Source organism: Pseudidiomarina aquimaris, from assembly GCF_003987395.1.
Classification (GTDB): Bacteria; Pseudomonadota; Gammaproteobacteria; order Enterobacterales; family Alteromonadaceae; genus Pseudidiomarina; species Pseudidiomarina aquimaris.
Genome location: NZ_PIPT01000003.1, coordinates 266,746 through 283,650, shown reverse-complemented (window position 1 = coordinate 283,650; position 16,905 = coordinate 266,746). Strand labels below are relative to the sequence as shown.

Genomic DNA, 16,905 nt, shown 5'->3' with positions numbered 1-16,905 from the left:
AGTGGCAAATCATAGCCTCATTCTAACCGTTTTCTGCGCTTACTGGCTAGTTTCCGCATCAAACCAATAACCTAGTGCCGCTGAAAAGGGTTGTTCTAACCACCATGTTACACCGTCGCTGTGCAAGGTTATCTGCCCGCCTCGCGCCGTGTCGACAAGTGCGATTTTTAAATTTTTATAGGTGGACACAACCTGTTCATGGGGGTGGCCATAGGCTGAGTTGCGTCCGCGACTCAGTAGCGCGGCGGCAGGCTGTACATGCCGGACGAAATAACTTTCAGAAGAACTTTTACTGCCATGGTGCGGCACCAGTAAAATATCCGCTTGTAAGGGTGCCAATTCAGCCAATAATTGTCGCTCTGAGCGCTTCTCAATATCACCAGTAACCAATACTTTGACCTGCCCTAGCTTGAGCAACAGTACGCAGGAGCTGTTGTTACTATGGTTGCCGCGTTCGCTTGCTTGGCGAGGATGTAGAACCTGCCAGGAGACACCGCGCCAATTGCCCTGCTGCCCAGCCAAGCAAGGTGCGCCTTTATGCCCGCCATACCAGCGCAGTTGCGGGTAAGCGGCAGCTACGGTTGCATAACCCCCTTCGTGATCACGATCGGTGTGAGTGATAAAACCAATTTCAGGCCGCAAGCGACGCCCATCAAGAAATGGCATGATGACGCGCTCGGCCATCGAGCCATGCCCTTCCCAGCTTGCGCCGGTATCAATCAGCAGCGCATGCCCTTGCCGTTCTAGCACCATGGCACTGCCTTGTTCGACGTCTAATACGTGTAATTGGTAGGTGGCACTTGGTGGCATTGCCTGAGTCACCAGAAAGGCAAAACTAAGCGCGGTGCAAGCGAGCAAACGCCAACGCCACCGCAGCGGCAACACCAGCAGTGTCACACCCACAGCTAACCAGGGCCAAGGTGGTAAGTTCACTGCTGGTAACCATTGCCACGGTTGCGCCGCTAAGTTGCTGAGCGCCGGCCACAATTGCGCTAATGGCCAAATGGCGAGGGCGAACCACCACTGTGCCCAAGCGGTCTGTGCGAGAACCGCAAAGCCGAGCCCTACCAAGCCCATCGGCAATACCCAAAAGCTCACCAAGGGCACCACGAGCAAATTCGTTAACGCCGCAGCGCTTGCAACGCCGCCGAAGCTAGCGGCCATGACCGGCACAAACAGCAAGGTGATCAGCCATTCAAAACGCCAAAGCGCACGTAACTTGGCCCATCGTCCTCGGTAGGTTGGCCAGCGCCAGCTCATCCACAAAATACTCAGCACAGCGCCCACTGAAAGCCAAAATCCCAGACTCAGCGGCGCCATGGGTTGCAGCAAAATAACCACCACCACAGCTCGTAGCAATACGCGCCAAGAACTTACGCGGCAGGCGTAAGCTTTATGCCACCAAATCACTAATAACATTAACAATGCACGTAAGGTGGCAATGGCAAAGCCAGCCAACCATGCGTACAGAAGTCCCAACGGCAGTGCCAACCACGGTGTGAGCGACCACAAGTTCAACTGTTCGCGTCGCCCACGCTTGCGCTGAGTTCGAGCCAATAGTTGCCAAGCCAGTGCGAAAGCGAACCCTGTGACCAAGGATAGATGCATACCTGAAATGGCCAACAGGTGTGCGAGTCCCGTGCGCTGCACAACCTGCCAGTCATCGTTGCTTAAGGCGAAGCGCTCGCCAACCAGGAGCGCCAGCAACACACCAGCTAACGGCACATCGGTAAGTGCGCGTTGTAATTCACTGACCAAGCGCTGGCGGACAGTGGGCGTGCCGCCAAGCAATTCGCCACGACGAATGGTACCGAGGGCCTGAATGTTCTGCCCCAGTAGATGGCGGTGATAGCGCATGCTGCCCTGATTCCGTGTACCTTGTGGCGCTTTCAAGCGCGTCACCATGCGCCAGTGCTCACCTTGTCGCGGCATGCGTTGTGGTCCATCGGCATGCGGCTCGTACCAATACAGGCGTAACTGTTGGGGAGCTGGTTTTGACAAGTCGGTAGGGCTACTGATCACATGTGCGGCAACCCGCCACGACGCTGGCGACGTCGCTGTCACCTCACTCACTTGTAACGTAAGCGTGACATCTTGCGCAAACCAATCCGCCGCAACATGCCTGCTAGTCAGCAAATAAGCGTTGCCAGCGCCCCAAAGAATCCCGCACAATACGCCCCCTAAAAAAAAGCTAGGAAGCCGTGTACAATAGTTAAGCACGATGCAAAAGCTGGCCAAGATCGCAAGTAGCGTCAGCTGCACAACATCGGCTGGGTGATGGAAAAAGAAACTTAAGGCGAAACCGCCGAGGAATGCGCACAACCACCTATCCATGGATGTTGTACCTTATTTTCGCAATTTAACTTTAATGGAACGAGCCAGCGAACTATGCCGAGAAAGTTTTTTCAACGCATCATGCCAAACCATGAGGCCATCAAAAGTAGCCGCAGTTTAAAAATCTTCGGAAAACTGCTGCACGATGCCAACCTCTGGCACTTAAATCGCCGTTCCGCCTCTGGCGCCTTTGCCATTGGCTTGTTTTGCGCGTTTATTCCTGTGCCCTTTCAAATGGTTCTGGCCGCCGCACTCGCTATTCCGTTTCGTGTAAATCTACCGTTATCGGTAGCGCTGGTTTGGGTTTCCAACCCAATTACCATGCCGCCACTGTTTTATTTCTGCTATGTGGTTGGCACTTGGATTATTGGTGCCCCGTCGCAACCGTTCCACTTTGAACTCTCTTGGCAATGGCTTGCTGACAGCATTACCACCTTAGGACCCGCGTTTTTGCTTGGCTGTTTAGTGCTGGGCACGCTCGCCAGTTTTATCGGTTACTTCGTTATACGACTTCTGTGGCGGCAGTCGGTGGTGAGCGCATGGCAAGCACGCGCCCATCGCTTTAAGAAGAAATAGCGTCAACCACCTCAATGCGAGCCGCCTGCCAAGCAGGATAGAGCGTGGCGAGCAGACTCAAGATAAAAGCCACTGCCGCAACCAACACGATATCGACGGTTTGAATTAAAACCGGGATGCGATCGACAAAATAGACGTCGCTAGCGAGCAGCGTGCTGCCACTTAGTGATTCTAGCGCTGCCAGCAACGTTGGCAGGCTGAGACTCAAGACGATCCCTGCCAGTACACCAAAACACGCACCTACCGCGCCATTTTGGATACCCTGTAGCATAAACACTTTAACTAGACTGCCACGTCGCAAGCCCATGGTACGCAGAATACCGATATGGCGACGCTTTTCTTGTACCGTCATCACGAGTGTAGAAACTATATTGAAGCAAGCGACCGCCAAGACCAAAATCAACACGAGGTACATCACCACTCGCACCATTTGAATATCGCGATAAAGGTGGCCCTGAGCGCGCATCCAGTGATCAAGGTAGACGTAGTCACGCAACTGATAGCCGATTTCATTGGCAATTCGCTCGGCAGCAAATAAGTCAGTAACCTCAAGCTCTACGCCCGTTACGCCACGCTCTAAGCCTATTAAGCTGCGCGCCGTAGCCAAGTTTACGTAGGCCAGTTGGTGGTCGACCTGACCACCAAAACGAAATAGCCCGACCACTTCTAAATTCACTCGCTTGGGTGCTTGGAAGCCGCGTTCTGATGCCACCACAAAGCGCACATTGTCACCCTCGCTCACACCTAGCTTTTCCGCCAAGCCTGTCCCCAACACCACTGACTTCGGCTGTTGCAACGCTTGCCATGCTGTCGCAGGCATATACTCAGCAATCGCTTGCGTTTGCTCAGGCGCAATACCATTGACTTGTACGCCGACAAATTCACGCCCCTGCTGCACTAAAGCCTGGGTGCGGATACTGGCCCGTGCAGCAGTCACTTCTGGGTGCTGCGCAGCCAAATCAAAAATCATCTCAGGGTATTCGAGCGCGCCTTCCACGGCGCGAAACTCTACATGCGGAACTAGTTTAAGAAATCGCTCTTCGAGCACTTCGCCAAAACCATTCATGACGCTTAGGCCGACAATAAAAACCATACAGCCGAGAGCTATCCCAAACGTTGACGAAGCCGAAATAAACGATAAAAAGCGACTGCGCTCGCGGCCACGCCGAAAACGTCGTGCTAATAACCATGCCAAGCGCCATTGTGCCAGCATCAACTCACCACCTGCTGTGGCTGTAACTCGCCTTGTTGCAACACCACTTGGCGCGGCAGGCTAGCGGCTAGCTGTTGATCATGGGTGACGATGACAAAACAGGTCTGCATTTCAGCATTTAGCTCACGCATCAATTGCAGTACCTGTTGAGCACTTTCATCATCGAGATTGCCGGTCGGCTCATCCGCCAAAATCAACGCAGGTTTATTGGCCAACGCTCGCGCAATCGCGACCCGCTGCCGTTCGCCACCTGAGAGTTCCGCCGGGCGGTGCGTCCCACGCTGTGCTAGGCCCACACGCTCTAGGAGCTCTGTTGCTCGCACCCTTGCCTGTTGCGCTGACTGGCCTTGAATTAACAGTGGCATCGCGACATTTTCAAGCGCGGTAAATTCCGGTAACAAGTGATGAAATTGATAGATAAAACCGAGCTGTTGATTACGCCAATCAGCCAGCGCACGCGGCGACCACTTGGCAATATCTTGGCCACGAAAAAGAATCGTGCCGCTGCTTGGTTGGTCGAGCCCGCCCATGCAATGTAGCAAGGTGCTTTTTCCTGACCCCGAACTACCCACAATCGCCAACAGCTCACCGTCGTTCAAACTCAAGTTGACGTCTTGCAACACCTGTAAATCATGGTTGCCGTCCCAGTAGCTCTTGCTTACATGCTCACAACGAAGAAGTTCCTGTGCCATCATTCCTCACTCATAACGCAATGCTTGTGCGGGCAACATGCGGCTTGCTTGCCAGGCAGGAAACAGCGTTGCCAAAAAAGTTAGTAGTAGTGCTGCAAGTACGGTACCAGCCACTTGCGTGGTATCGACGATGACGGGCAAGCCTGCCGGCCCAGCGAAGCTTAAATCCAGCCCCAACGCCTGTAATAACCCATTCATATTCAGTGCCACGATAAGCCCTAATAGTAAGCCAACAAGGCTGCCTAAGGTGCCAGTGACGAGGCCTTGCAACACCACCATGCGGCGCACGCGAAACGGTGCTAACCCCATGGTTTGTAATACTGCGATGTCAGAGCGCTTGTCCTGCACTACCATCATTAACGACGAAATGATATTAAACGCAGCGACTGCGATAATTAACCCTAGCATGAGGTTGACCATGCGCTTTTCCATGCTCACGGCGTCAAATAAATGTCCATAGCTGTCACGCCAGCTCATCAACTCTAAGCCCACGTCGAGACGAGGTTCAAGCTCAGTGACGGCATCTAAAGCTTGAAATGGGTCAGCAAAGTAATAGCGTAACCCAGATACCTGTTCCGGCGCCATCCGCAAAATCCGTGCGAGATCGGCGCCATGCATCACCAGTAAATGCTTATCTGCTTCGGATTGCATACGCACGATGCCACTCACTGTGACTAAGCGCTGTGCTGGCAATAAACCAAGCGGTGTATAAATCCCGCCACCAGCGGCAATCAAACGTAACTGCTGTCCAGGCCACACATTCAGTTGCTGCGCCAAGGCATAACCGAGAACGACATTGAACTGGCCTTCTACCAGCGCTAACTGGCCAGCATTCAAATGCGTTTGTAGCGGCTCTAACTGCACTGCCGCACCTGCTGCATTTGGAAAAATCCCTTGCACTTGCACCGCTTGTAGTTGCTGTGGCCCTTGCAGCACACCCGCAGTTGTCACCTCAGGTAGCAGTGCCTGCTGCCCCTGCTGTACCGGCAACGCGTCCGCTACTTGCTGCCAATCGCTGAGGCCTTGCTCGTCACGAATTTCAAGTTGCGGCACAACAGTCAAAATCCGCTGTTTCAGTTCGCCTTCAAAGCCGTTCATTACGGAGCCCACCACGATCAAGGCCGCGACGCCCACGACAATACCGACCAGCGATACCCGTTGAATAAAACGCGTAAAGCGCTGACCATGACGAGCACGGCTATAGCGAAGGCCTAAAAAGAGCGTTAACGGCTGGTACATGTGTTCTCTAGTTGATAGTGAAGGTAGCGCTGCAAGCATAAAGAAATCTGCGCACTGATCCAAGTCAGAGTTTCAGGTATACTTTCAGCCACTTGAGATGTAACCAAAGCAGGACCTATGAGCAAGGCATCGATCCTAACGCCCCCTAAACCACCTTCGGCACGCACAGATATCACTTGGCAAGGGCTCGCCGGCAGTAGCGTAGCGCTCGCACTTGCTGAACTGATCGACCAACATGATAAGCCGGTGCTGATTGTGACGCCTGATGCGCCGCAAGCCCACCGCTTAGAACATGAGATGCAGTACCTGAGTCGCAAAGGCGATCAGGTGATGGTGTTCCCTGATTGGGAAACCTTGCCTTATGACAGTTTTTCGCCGCATCAGGATATTATCTCTGAACGCTTGAGTGTGTTGGCAGCCCTGCCGACGATGCAAAGCGGTGCGCTCATTGTGTCGCTCAATACGCTCCTTCAACGCATTGCTCCTGTTGACTATGTCAGCGGCCAAGCGTTACAGGTTAGCAAGGGTCAACAACTCGATGGCCATAAATTACGCCAGCGTTTAGAGCGTGCCGGTTACCGTCATGTAAACCAGGTCATGGAGCACGGTGAGTTTTGTGCGCGTGGTTCGTTGCTCGATCTCTTCCCGATGGGCAGCAGCTCGCCGTTTCGCATTGACTTCTTTGACGACGAAGTGGATTCGATTCGAACTTTCGATCCAGACACGCAACTTTCCGCGGAAGAAGTCGACGCCATCGACTTACTGCCAGCCCATGAATTCCCGACCACGCCCACCGCTATAGAGGGCTTTCGCGCCCGCTACCGCGAGCAATTCGAAGCCTCGAATGAGCGTGACTCGGTTTATTATCAAGTCTCACAAGGTCAACTACCCGGTGGCGTAGAATATTATTTGCCGCTGTTTTTTGAAGCGACAGCGACGCTCTTCGACTATTTACCTGAAGATGCTTTGTTGGTCACCTTTGGTGATATTCAAGGCAGTCTTGACCAGCTCTGGCGCGACATTGAGCAGCGTTACGAGCAGCGTCGTTATGATCGCTTACGACCGTTGCTGCCACCGCAGCAGGTATTTATGGCGGTGGACCAACTCCATGGCCAATTTAAGCAACTGCCACGGATTCGAGCCTTTGTCCCCGATGATAAGCCACAGCCGGGGCTACAGACCTTTGCCACGCAAACCATTGGTGAAGTGGCGCTCAATCATCAGCTAAAAGATCCGCTACAAACCTTGCGGAAAAAGCTTAACGAACTCTTCAGTGCCGGCTATCGCGTGGTATTTGCCACCGAAACGGCGGGTCGCCGCGAGTCATTACGTGACCTATTAGCACCGCTGCAGCTTGACCTCGCAGAACTCAAGCATTTGCGTGACATGCACAACCATGAAGCACGTTCGGCGATTACTGTGGCGCCGTTGGTCAATTCCTTTGTGCTCGATGATGAAAAACTCGCAGTCATTACCGAGACTGAGTTACTCGGCAACCGTATTGCGCAACGCCGCCGCCGCGATCAAAAAACAACGGTCACCAGCGAACAAATGGTCCGCAATTTGGCGGAACTTCGCATTGGCCAACCGCTCGTGCACATCGACCACGGCGTTGGCCGCTATCAAGGCTTACAAACCATCGAAGCCGGCGGCATGACCACAGAATTTGTCACCATCGAGTACGCAAATAACAGCAAACTCTATGTGCCTGTTGCGTCCTTACACGTGCTGCAACGCTACAGTGGCGGCGAAGAAGCGTATGCGCCACTACATAAGCTTGGCAGCGATACCTGGGAGAAAGCCAAACGCCGAGCAGCCGAGAAAATACGTGATGTCGCGGCCGAATTACTCGACGTTTATGCCCAGCGCGAAGCAAAGCCTGGCTACCAGTATCAGCTTGAGCACGCCGAATACCAGCGTTTCGCCAATAGCTTTCCGTTCGAAGAAACCGATGATCAGCAACAAGCCATCAGCGCTGTACTTGACGACATGCAGTCAACCCGAGCCATGGACCGCCTCGTCTGCGGTGACGTCGGCTTCGGTAAAACCGAAGTGGCGATGCGCGCGGCCTTTGTTGCCGTTAACGACAACAAGCAAGTCGCCGTGTTGGTACCGACCACCCTGCTCGCGCAGCAACACTTTGAGAACTTCAAAGACCGCTTTGCCGATTGGCCAGTGCGTATCGAGGTGTTATCGCGGTTTAAAACAGCTAAGCAGACGCAGGCCATCCTTGCCGACGTCGAAGCTGGCAAAGTCGATATTGTTATCGGTACACATAAACTCTTGCAAGGCAGCATCAAATTTAGCGACTTAGGTCTATTGATTGTCGATGAAGAACATCGTTTTGGCGTGCGCCAAAAAGAGGCTATTAAACGCTTACGCGCCGACGTTGATATCTTGACCTTAACGGCGACGCCCATTCCGCGCACGCTTAACATGGCGATGAACGGAGTCCGCGATTTATCGATTATCGCCACACCGCCAGCGAAGCGCCTCGCGGTCAAAACCTTCGTACGAGAATACGATGCGCCGACCATTCGCGAAGCGATCTTGCGTGAGATCCTGCGTGGCGGCCAGGTGTACTTTTTACACAATAACGTCGAGACCATTGAGAAAACTGCGCGTGATTTAACCGAGCTCGTCCCCGAAGCGCGTATTACCATTGCGCACGGCCAAATGCGTGAGCGTGAGCTTGAGCGCATCATGTCAGATTTCTACCACCAGCGATTTAACGTGTTGGTGTGTACGACCATCGTCGAGACCGGTATTGATGTACCCACCGCGAATACCATCATCATGGACCGTGCTGACCATCTTGGCTTGGCGCAAATGCACCAGCTACGTGGTCGTGTCGGGCGTTCACATCACCAGGCTTACGCATATTTGCTGACACCACATCCGAAGCGCATGACTAAAGATGCATTAAAGCGCTTAGAAGCAATTGCCCAACTTGAGGACCTCGGCGCCGGCTTTATGCTCGCAACGCATGATCTCGAAATTCGCGGTGCCGGTGAGCTACTTGGCGACGAGCAAAGTGGACAAATCGAAACCATCGGCTTCACGCTCTATATGGATATGTTGGAACAGGCGGTAACCGCCCTACAAGAAGGCAAAGAGCCGGCGCTCGATTCTCTGCTAAGGAGTCAAAGTGAAGTTGACCTGCGCGTGCCAGCACTCTTGCCAGAAAGTTACATCGCCGACGTTACCTTGCGTTTAAGCATGTATAAGCGTATTGCCAGCGCCGATAACAGTGAAGAACTGCGGGCGTTACAGGTCGAAATGATCGACCGCTTTGGCTTATTACCGGACGCCGCCAAGAACCTTGTGCGCATCACTGAATTACGCAATCGCGCCGGTCAGTTGGGCATCCGCAAAATCGATGGCGGCCCGCAAGGCATTAGCCTCGAATTTGCTGAGGATACCAAGGTCAACCCGAGCTATTTGATTGAACTGATTCAAACTTATCCGCAGGATTACAAACTTGAAGGCCCTACGCGTTTACGTATTCTTGCCAAAATCAGCGATACTCAAGAGCGCATGAAACTGGTAGAGTCTGTGGTAAATGAGTTAGCCGAGAAAAGTGACAAAAATGCGTAAAGTAGGTAAGTCTCAACTTTTCAGTCGTTGTTTAACAACCCTTATGTTTGCAGCATTCGGGCTGACCGCTACCGTACCCACAGCGACCGCGGCAGAGCTACCGAATGTACCGCAAGATCTTTGGCGGTGGTTCGAAATTGAGGTGCTGGTGTTTAAGCACAGCGATGCTGACATGGCTATCGAGCAGTTTCCATGGCAAGCACCTAGTGCTGCGACCGGGGCTTATGAGCCCTTAGTTGATTATTACGTACCTGACATTACAGCAGCCCTCGCTGGCCTGCCGCGTTGTGCGCCACCACCGTTAAAACCGAGCTTTGCCAGTACAGATTTATGGTGTGTAAACACCTATGAACTCGACCCGCTGTTACCGCAGAACTGGCAGCGTCGCGAACGTATGCTCGCAACTTTTTCACGTGCTCCTGAGCGGGTCATTGATGGCTCAGGCGGTGATGTGACGGTGGCAAACCAACCGTTTATTGCGCCTGCTGAACAGTTAGAACTCACCGAGATGCGTCAGCAAATCATTCGGCGTGGGGTAGGCACACCACTGTTGCACATGAGTTGGTATCAGCCGGTGTTTGGCCTCGATGAGCAATTTAAGGTCCGCTTGTTCGGCGGCGAAAACTTCGGCCAGCGCTTTGCGCCATCGGGCTATTTGTATAGTGAAGCAATGACTGAACCTGAAGCCTTGCCACTTGCGGAACGGCTTGAACGCTTGCTTAACCAGCAACAACAAGGGCAATTACAATTTAACGCCCGCGCTGAGGATGAACCGCTTGCACCTCCGCCTTTACTAGTCCGTGAGGCAGATGCTCCAGCGGTGTGGGAGCTTGATGGCACCGTGCATATTTATCTGGTTGGCAACTACTTACATATCGCCAGTGAACTTGAATTGCGCGAACCGCATAGCGTAAACTGGCGCCCAGCAGGACTTGATGCACAAGCCGAACGCGCCCTTCAGCCGCGCTCCGATGGCGAGTTTCTGCGTAGCTTTAAACTTGAACAATTACGCCGCGTCATTAGTCACGAAACGCATTATTTTGATCATCCGAAACTAGGTATTGCTGTCCAAATACGCCGCACGGATCTGTCAGCTAGACGCTATTAGTTATGGAAAAATACGAAGAACTGTTATTAGCACTGCGTAAAGTTATCCGTGCTACCGATCTGTACTCCAAGCAGCTCAATAAACTCACGGGCCTCACGGCGCCGCAATTACTTATTCTGCGTGAGGTTGCAGCGGCGCCAGATGGTATCACCGCAAGTGCCGTGGCACAGAACATCACCTTGAGTCCGGCCACGGTAAGTAATGTCATTGACCGCCTTGAACATCGTGAGCTAATTCACCGTGAGCGCAGCACTCAAGATCGACGTCGTGTGGTGCTCTCGTTGACTCCGCGAGGTGCTGAACGCTTAGCCGCGGCACCTAAGCCATTACAAGAAGATTTTATTCGCAAGTTCCAAGCACTCGCCGACTGGGAACAATCACAATTGTTATCATCGATGCAGCGAATTGCCGCAATGATGGACGCTGAACGGCTCGATGCAGCCGATGTACTTGAAGTAGGAACCTATGCGCAACAGCATTTTAAAAACGACGCCTAAACTCATCTTCGCCGGCTTAGTTGGCCTAAGCCTTGCCGCCTGCAGCAACTCTGGCAACAGCGCACAAACGATTGCGAGCGCTTGTGATACTGCACAGCACAGTATCGCCGCAGTACAGGGTGATGGTATGGCATCGCCGTTACTTGGCGAAGTGGTCAGCATCTCCGGCGTCGTAACCGCCAGTTGGCAAGCAGAGAACGAACTCGGTGGCTTTTTCTTACAAGATGACAGTGCCGGTATCTTCGTACGCTGGTCACCTGCTGTTGCCGTGGGTACGCGCGTCGCGGTCGCAGGTGTCGTTAGTGAAGAACAACAACTCACCCAGCTTGACGTCGTAGCGAGAGTCGTCGAATGCGGCAACAGTGAGTTACCCCCTGCCAAAGAGCTACAACTCCCCGTGGCAAGCATTGCCGACTTTGAAGCACTCGAAGGCCAGCGCGTGCATTTGCCACAAGAGTTAGTGGTAAACGGTACTTATCTATTGGCTCGCCACGGTAGTTTTGATGTTGCGCCTGAGCGACTTTATACTCCGACGCAGGTCGTCGCACCTGGGGTCGAAGCGCAACAACTTGCGGCAAGTTACGAGCTTCAGCGCCTCGCCATTGATGACAATAAAGCTCCGCAACCCTCCCAAGTGCCCTACCCAGCACCGCAGCTTAGCGCTAACAATACTTTGCGCAGTGGTGACACCGTGCAGCCCATGACTGGTATTTTAAGTGAATACAACGGTCGTTACCGCTTACAGCCAACGACAGCATTGGCCTTTAACCAGCGTAATCCGCGACCGGCAGCGCCTGACCGTAGCAGCGACGAGCGCACCGTGCGTATTGCCACTTTTAACGTCTTAAATTACTTCAATGGCAACGGACCGAGTCAAGAATTCCCCACCGACCGCGGCGCTGAATCACGTGCAGACTTTCTCCGCCAAGAAGCAAAAATCGTTACTGCCCTAGTCGCTCTAGATGCAGATGTGGTCGGTTTGATGGAGCTTGAAAACGACGGCTACGATGATGCCAGTGCAATTGTGCGCCTCGTGAATCGCTTGCGCACCACCACCAACCACAATTGGCGCTTTGTGCAAGCAGCCGACGGCACCTTTGGTGGAGCTTCGATTACCAACGGACTTATTTACCGTGCCGACCGCCTGACACCAGTAGGGCCAGCGCTTACCGTGACCGAGGGACCGTTTAGCAATCGCAGTCGTTACCCGATTATTCAACGCTTTCAAACGCCACACAGCGCCGAGAGTTTTGTCGTCGCCGTAAACCACTTTAAATCCAAAGGCTCTTGTCCACGTGATGCTGGCAACCCCAATGCCAACCAAGGCGATGGCCAAGCGTGTTGGAACCCCGTGCGTACGGAGTCGGCACGCCTCTTAGTGGAGTATATGAAGAGCGAGCCAAGCCTTGCGCAAACACCCGCGCAGGTGTTGTTAGGTGACTTTAATGCCTACGCCAAAGAAGATCCTCTGCAATTGCTCGCTGCGGCCGGCTACCATAACCGTATTGAGCATTTCGAGCCGCAAGGCTATTCCTATGTTTACGATGCGCAGGCCGGCAGTCTTGACCACATCCTCGTATCTGATGCGCTGCATGGCCGTGTACTCATGCAACAACATTGGCTGATTAATGCCGATGAGCCCACCGCCCTAGGCTACGAGAGTTACCAACAACAGCCCAATTGGTACGCGCCGAATGCCTATCGCTCTTCCGATCATGACCCTGTCATCGTGGACTTGCAGTTTTAATCTGACAAAATCAACAAGACCTTGTCACACCCACACCTCCTGTTGCATCTTAGTAGTGAACAAGTTGCAACAGGAACGTTATGCACGGGCACGGATTCGGACAACAATTAGCAAAGGATGTCATTGACGGAGCCAAACAAGGCCGTCGTGATAGCCAACGCGTGCTCTTCGAGACCTATCAGCCAGCGGTGCAACGTCTACTCGTCGGGATGTGTCGGGAGCAAGAGCTAGCCCGCGATCTAACCCAAGATGTGTTCATACAAGCGTTCCAGAAGCTGCAACAGTTACGGGAACCAAATGCCTTAGGTGGTTGGTTAAAACAGCTTGCGGTCAATACAGCGTTATCTCATTTTCGTCGACCGCAACACACCGCTAACGAAACCGAAACACACGCCGAGCTCGACGCGCAAGACTGGTTGAGCCAAAGCGATTGGCTGACACAATTAGATAATATTGAACAGCTATTGGCCCAGTTGGATGACCATGAGTACCAGCTCATCTGGTTGTACTTGGTTGAAGGCTATCAACACGACGAATTAGCCGATATGTTTGACACCACCGCCGTGGTGATTCGGCAGCGTTACCACCGTGCGCTAAAGAAGTTAAGAGAGAGGAGTCAGGTATGAAGCAGCACCCGACCAAAAATAAATTAAGCCCTACTGAGCAAGTACTTGAGCAGCGCTTACGAGCGATCGCCAAGCCTGACCAAGCAGTAGCTTGGAATGAGCTTGCCGAGCGGCTGGGCCCCGCCCATGGCGCAGCAAAGAAACGTTGGCCCTTATGGCTAGCTCCGGTGGGTATCGCAGCTGCAGTAGCGTGGCTGATGGTGTTGCAACCGCAGGCGACCCTACAACCTGAAACAACGCCCAGTCCGATGCTGTTAGCGGGAAATTACAGCTTGGATGCATTGGATCGGCAATTACAGCGAGCCTATTTAGATGGCGCTGATGCCGCCGAAATCGAAGCATTATGGCAACGTCGCGCCGCATTAACCGGCCAGGAGACTTCATCATGAGATTTGTTCTGACAACGCTCAGTTTAACCCTTGCTCTCGTGAGTGTCGCTGTGCCTGCACAAGAAAACGAAGCACGCGAGAATGCCCGTGCGGCAGCAATTGCCGCTGCAAAAGCTGCAGGAAAAGAGACCACGGTAAGTATGGAAGAGCCGGCACGCAGTTACTTTGACTGGGGTGCGGTGATTCATCCAAGTGGCGAGATTATGTCAGTCCGCATAGGCTCGGTCGCTGCAGCGATGGGGGTGCGTACCGGTGATCGACTCCTGCAGGTTGACGAACTTAAGTTCTCCAGCCAAGCCCTCGCAGAGATCATCGCTTACCTTGAAGGCCTCGAGCATGGCAGTGAAATTACTGCAATCGTCGCTCGTGGTGAACAAACGCAAACCCTTGCCGGTACTGTCGTGGCAACCGTTATTCCTGGCTGGCGTCTCGAAGTCGATATCGGTAATGAGCAGGTTAACATTGCGGACAGCAACGCTTGTGGACGGATAAGCGTTTTCGCCACGCCGCCACAAGCGCGGGATCTGTATCCTGCCTACTTTGCCGAAATTGACGGCGAAAACCCGCCACCGCGACGTTCAATTATTAAGCTTTCACCGGGAACACACGTGATCGAACTGCACGAACTTATTTCAGATCCGTGGGTGCGTCGTAAGAAGGGAATTCAACAAGCTAAAGCGATTGAATTAGATATCAAAGCCGACACCACCTATTACTTAGCGGCGAAGTTTGTCCGTGAGAAACGCCTCAGTACTTTCAAAGAAGAATACTGGGAACCAGTTGTGTGGCGGGAGATCAAACAAGAGTGTGAGGGCGACTAGGTCGCCCTCACGCTGCGCTTTTATGCGCCGTCTTCGAGCAAGTTTAGCGACTTGCCAATTTCAATTTTGCGTGGTTTGTTGGCTTCAGGAATGATTTTCTCTAAACCAATCGTTAACAGGCCGTTTTCCATTTTGGCGCCTTTGACTTCCACATGGTCAGCCAAATTGAATTTGCGCTCGAAGCTACGGAAGCCAATCCCTTTGTGCAGATACTGACGTTCTTGGGTGTCTTCCTCTTTCCGCCCTTGAATCTTCAAAATACCGTTTTCAACTTCAATGCTCAGTTCGTCATCCGCGAAACCTGCCACCGCGAGGGTGATTGCATAACGGTTCTCGCCAATGACTTCAATATTGTACGGGGGGTAGCCGCCAGCTGCGTTGCCGTCTGCGCGCATTGCTGAATCAAGCAAGCGGGCCATACGGTCGAAACCAATACTGCTGCGGTAAAGTGGTGATAAATCGATAGTAGCCATAATCATTCTCCTAAGAAGCAATGTTTAGTTAATGTCGCGACTCTCTCAGAGACATCGCGTACACCTATAAAATGGGAGCGGCTACACCTATTTCAAGGCTTTACCTGAAAAAAATTAGGGTTTACCGCAGCTTCATACTCTTGTCACGATGGCTGTGCTACTATGCGGGCGTTTCGTTTTCAATATGGAGTCCCTCAATGTTTCGTCGTACTTTTGTCCTCAGTGTCTTAAGTTTGGCACTCGCTGCGTGCAGCCAAACACCTACCGAAACTAGCGCCCCCGAAGAAATTGCCAAGGTCACTAGCGATCGCGCACCTAACATCATCTATTTGATCGGCGACGGCACTGGTTTTGAGTTCATTTCAGCGTATCGCTATGCCCATAGCACGCTCGGCCAAGAACCGATTGAAACGCCATTCGATGACATGCTCGTCGGTGCCGCGACGACCTACCCAGACGATGACACCTGGGTCACTGATTCGGCCGCAAGCGCAACCGCATTGGCGACCGGAGTTAAAAGCTACAACGGCGCTATTGGCGTTGATGCCGATCAGCATCCACAACAAACCTTGATGGAAAAAGCCCGTGAACACGGCTGGTTAACCGGTGCGGTATCAACATCGCAGGTCACCCATGCCACGCCAGCGTCGTTTTTCACTCATCATCCATCGCGTCGCATGTACAACGAAATAGCCGACTCTTTTGCCAGCACCAAATTTGGCGCTGACAACGAGCTATGGAGCTTCGACGTATTACTTGGCGGTGGCATGAGCTACTTCAAGCGTGACGATAAAAACTGGCTGCCAGAGCTGCAGGCTGACGGCATGACCATCGTTAATGATTACCAAACCTTAGAAAACACACAGCAGCTACCTGTGCTCGGACTTTTCGCGCCCGTAGCTCTGCCCTATGCTATCGACGATCAGCCACGCCTCGCGCAGTTAACTGAAAACGCATTACGCCTACTAAGCGCGCAACAAGCGCAAACGCAGCAACCTTTCGCCCTGATGATCGAAGGCTCGAAAATTGATTGGTGTGGCCACGCCAACGATATCGCCTGCGCCGTGCATGAAGTCGCCGACTTTGCCGCCGCTCTGCAAGTGGCTAAAGACTTTCAGGCAGAGCATCCAAATACTCTGATTGTGGTGACCGCTGATCACTCTACCGGTGGCTTAACGCTTGGCCAAGGTGGCGAATACGCGTGGTACTCTGAGCGCGTGATGGCAATCGAAAATTCCCTAGAAGTTCTGGTTGGAGGACTGCTCGAGCGGTCGCGTGACCAGTGGCGTGACTACCTTGAGCCACGCTTAAACTTGCCACTTAGTGAAGCGCAATGGCAACAGTTCTTGGGCTTAGAGATGAGTGGTAGTGAAGATCGTCGGGATCATGAAAAGCGCATTCAGCAAGCTTTGGTGAAGCTAATTAGTGAGCTAACGCGAACCGGTTGGACCACCAGCGGCCATACCGCGGTCGATGTGCCGATTATGGCATCAGGTCCGTATGCTGAGCAATTGCGTGGCTACAAAGACAACACCGACATTGCTAAGGTCTTGCTGCAAATCGTGCGCTAAGCACGATCTGCAGTAGACCTAG

The 16,905-nt window shown here is 52.9% G+C and carries 14 protein-coding genes; 9 read left to right on the top strand and 5 right to left on the bottom strand.

The features are described 5' to 3' along the window. Positions 1-39: 39 nt before the first annotated feature. On the bottom strand, positions 40-2,334 hold the full coding sequence (locus CWE21_RS05755; protein ID WP_126833491.1) for a DNA internalization-related competence protein ComEC/Rec2: 2,295 nt from the start codon (positions 2,332-2,334) through the stop codon (positions 40-42). A 54-nt stretch (positions 2,335-2,388) separates the two neighbouring features. Here CWE21_RS05755 and CWE21_RS05750 point away from each other — a divergent pair, with 54 nt between their 5' ends. Further along, positions 2,389-2,910: a DUF2062 domain-containing protein gene (locus tag CWE21_RS05750; protein ID WP_126833490.1), complete on the top strand. Its 522-nt coding sequence runs from the start codon at positions 2,389-2,391 to the stop codon at positions 2,908-2,910. Here the strand turns inward: CWE21_RS05750 and CWE21_RS05745 are convergent. From CWE21_RS05745 to CWE21_RS05735, 3 genes are read right to left on the bottom strand one after another with little or no spacing between them, the layout of a single operon-like run. After that, positions 2,897-4,123, bottom strand: coding sequence for a lipoprotein-releasing ABC transporter permease subunit (locus tag CWE21_RS05745; RefSeq protein WP_126833489.1), 1,227 nt, complete (start codon positions 4,121-4,123; stop codon positions 2,897-2,899). The two genes, CWE21_RS05750 and CWE21_RS05745, sit on opposite strands and share 14 nt — an antisense overlap. Next, positions 4,123-4,815 carry a lipoprotein-releasing ABC transporter ATP-binding protein LolD gene (gene lolD / locus CWE21_RS05740; RefSeq protein ID WP_198675074.1) on the bottom strand — a complete coding sequence of 231 codons (693 nt, stop codon included), beginning with the start codon at positions 4,813-4,815 and terminating at the stop codon, positions 4,123-4,125. Before lolD ends, CWE21_RS05745 begins: the two co-directional genes overlap by 1 nt. Before the next feature lie 6 nt (positions 4,816-4,821). After that, positions 4,822-6,054, bottom strand: coding sequence for a lipoprotein-releasing ABC transporter permease subunit (locus CWE21_RS05735; protein ID WP_157982735.1), 1,233 nt, complete (start codon positions 6,052-6,054; stop codon positions 4,822-4,824). A 117-nt stretch (positions 6,055-6,171) separates the two neighbouring features. Here CWE21_RS05735 and mfd point away from each other — a divergent pair, with 117 nt between their 5' ends. The 7 genes from mfd (at position 6,172) to CWE21_RS05700 (ending at position 14,839) form a co-directional block, all read left to right on the top strand. Beyond that, on the top strand, positions 6,172-9,651 hold the full coding sequence (gene mfd, locus CWE21_RS05730; RefSeq protein WP_126833486.1) for a transcription-repair coupling factor: 3,480 nt from the start codon (positions 6,172-6,174) through the stop codon (positions 9,649-9,651). Beyond that, positions 9,644-10,759, top strand: coding sequence for a CsiV family protein (locus CWE21_RS05725; RefSeq protein ID WP_126833485.1), 1,116 nt, complete (start codon positions 9,644-9,646; stop codon positions 10,757-10,759). The genes mfd and CWE21_RS05725 overlap by 8 nt, the downstream gene beginning before the upstream one ends. Positions 10,760-10,761: 2 nt before the next feature. After that, positions 10,762-11,256 carry a MarR family winged helix-turn-helix transcriptional regulator gene (locus CWE21_RS05720; RefSeq protein ID WP_126833484.1) on the top strand — a complete coding sequence of 165 codons (495 nt, stop codon included), beginning with the start codon at positions 10,762-10,764 and terminating at the stop codon, positions 11,254-11,256. Beyond that, positions 11,225-13,003, top strand: coding sequence for an ExeM/NucH family extracellular endonuclease (locus tag CWE21_RS05715; protein ID WP_126833483.1), 1,779 nt, complete (start codon positions 11,225-11,227; stop codon positions 13,001-13,003). Before CWE21_RS05720 ends, CWE21_RS05715 begins: the two co-directional genes overlap by 32 nt. Before the next feature lie 80 nt (positions 13,004-13,083). Next, positions 13,084-13,629 carry an RNA polymerase sigma factor gene (locus tag CWE21_RS05710; RefSeq protein WP_126833482.1) on the top strand — a complete coding sequence of 182 codons (546 nt, stop codon included), beginning with the start codon at positions 13,084-13,086 and terminating at the stop codon, positions 13,627-13,629. After that, positions 13,626-14,018, top strand: a complete 393-nt coding sequence (locus CWE21_RS05705; RefSeq protein WP_126833481.1) for a hypothetical protein — start codon at positions 13,626-13,628, stop codon at positions 14,016-14,018. Before CWE21_RS05710 ends, CWE21_RS05705 begins: the two co-directional genes overlap by 4 nt. Continuing rightward, positions 14,015-14,839: a PDZ domain-containing protein gene (locus CWE21_RS05700; RefSeq protein ID WP_126833480.1), complete on the top strand. Its 825-nt coding sequence runs from the start codon at positions 14,015-14,017 to the stop codon at positions 14,837-14,839. Before CWE21_RS05705 ends, CWE21_RS05700 begins: the two co-directional genes overlap by 4 nt. A gap of 20 nt (positions 14,840-14,859) precedes the next feature. On the opposite strand, the gene CWE21_RS05695 is transcribed toward CWE21_RS05700, so the two are convergent. Next, the gene (locus CWE21_RS05695; protein WP_126833479.1) at positions 14,860-15,312 is read right to left on the bottom strand and encodes an Hsp20 family protein; all 453 of its coding nucleotides are present in this window, start codon (positions 15,310-15,312) and stop codon (positions 14,860-14,862) included. 197 nt (positions 15,313-15,509) lie between these two features. Between CWE21_RS05695 and CWE21_RS05690 the strand changes: the two genes are divergently transcribed. Continuing rightward, positions 15,510-16,883, top strand: coding sequence for an alkaline phosphatase (locus CWE21_RS05690; protein ID WP_126833478.1), 1,374 nt, complete (start codon positions 15,510-15,512; stop codon positions 16,881-16,883). Positions 16,884-16,905: the final 22 nt, after the last annotated feature.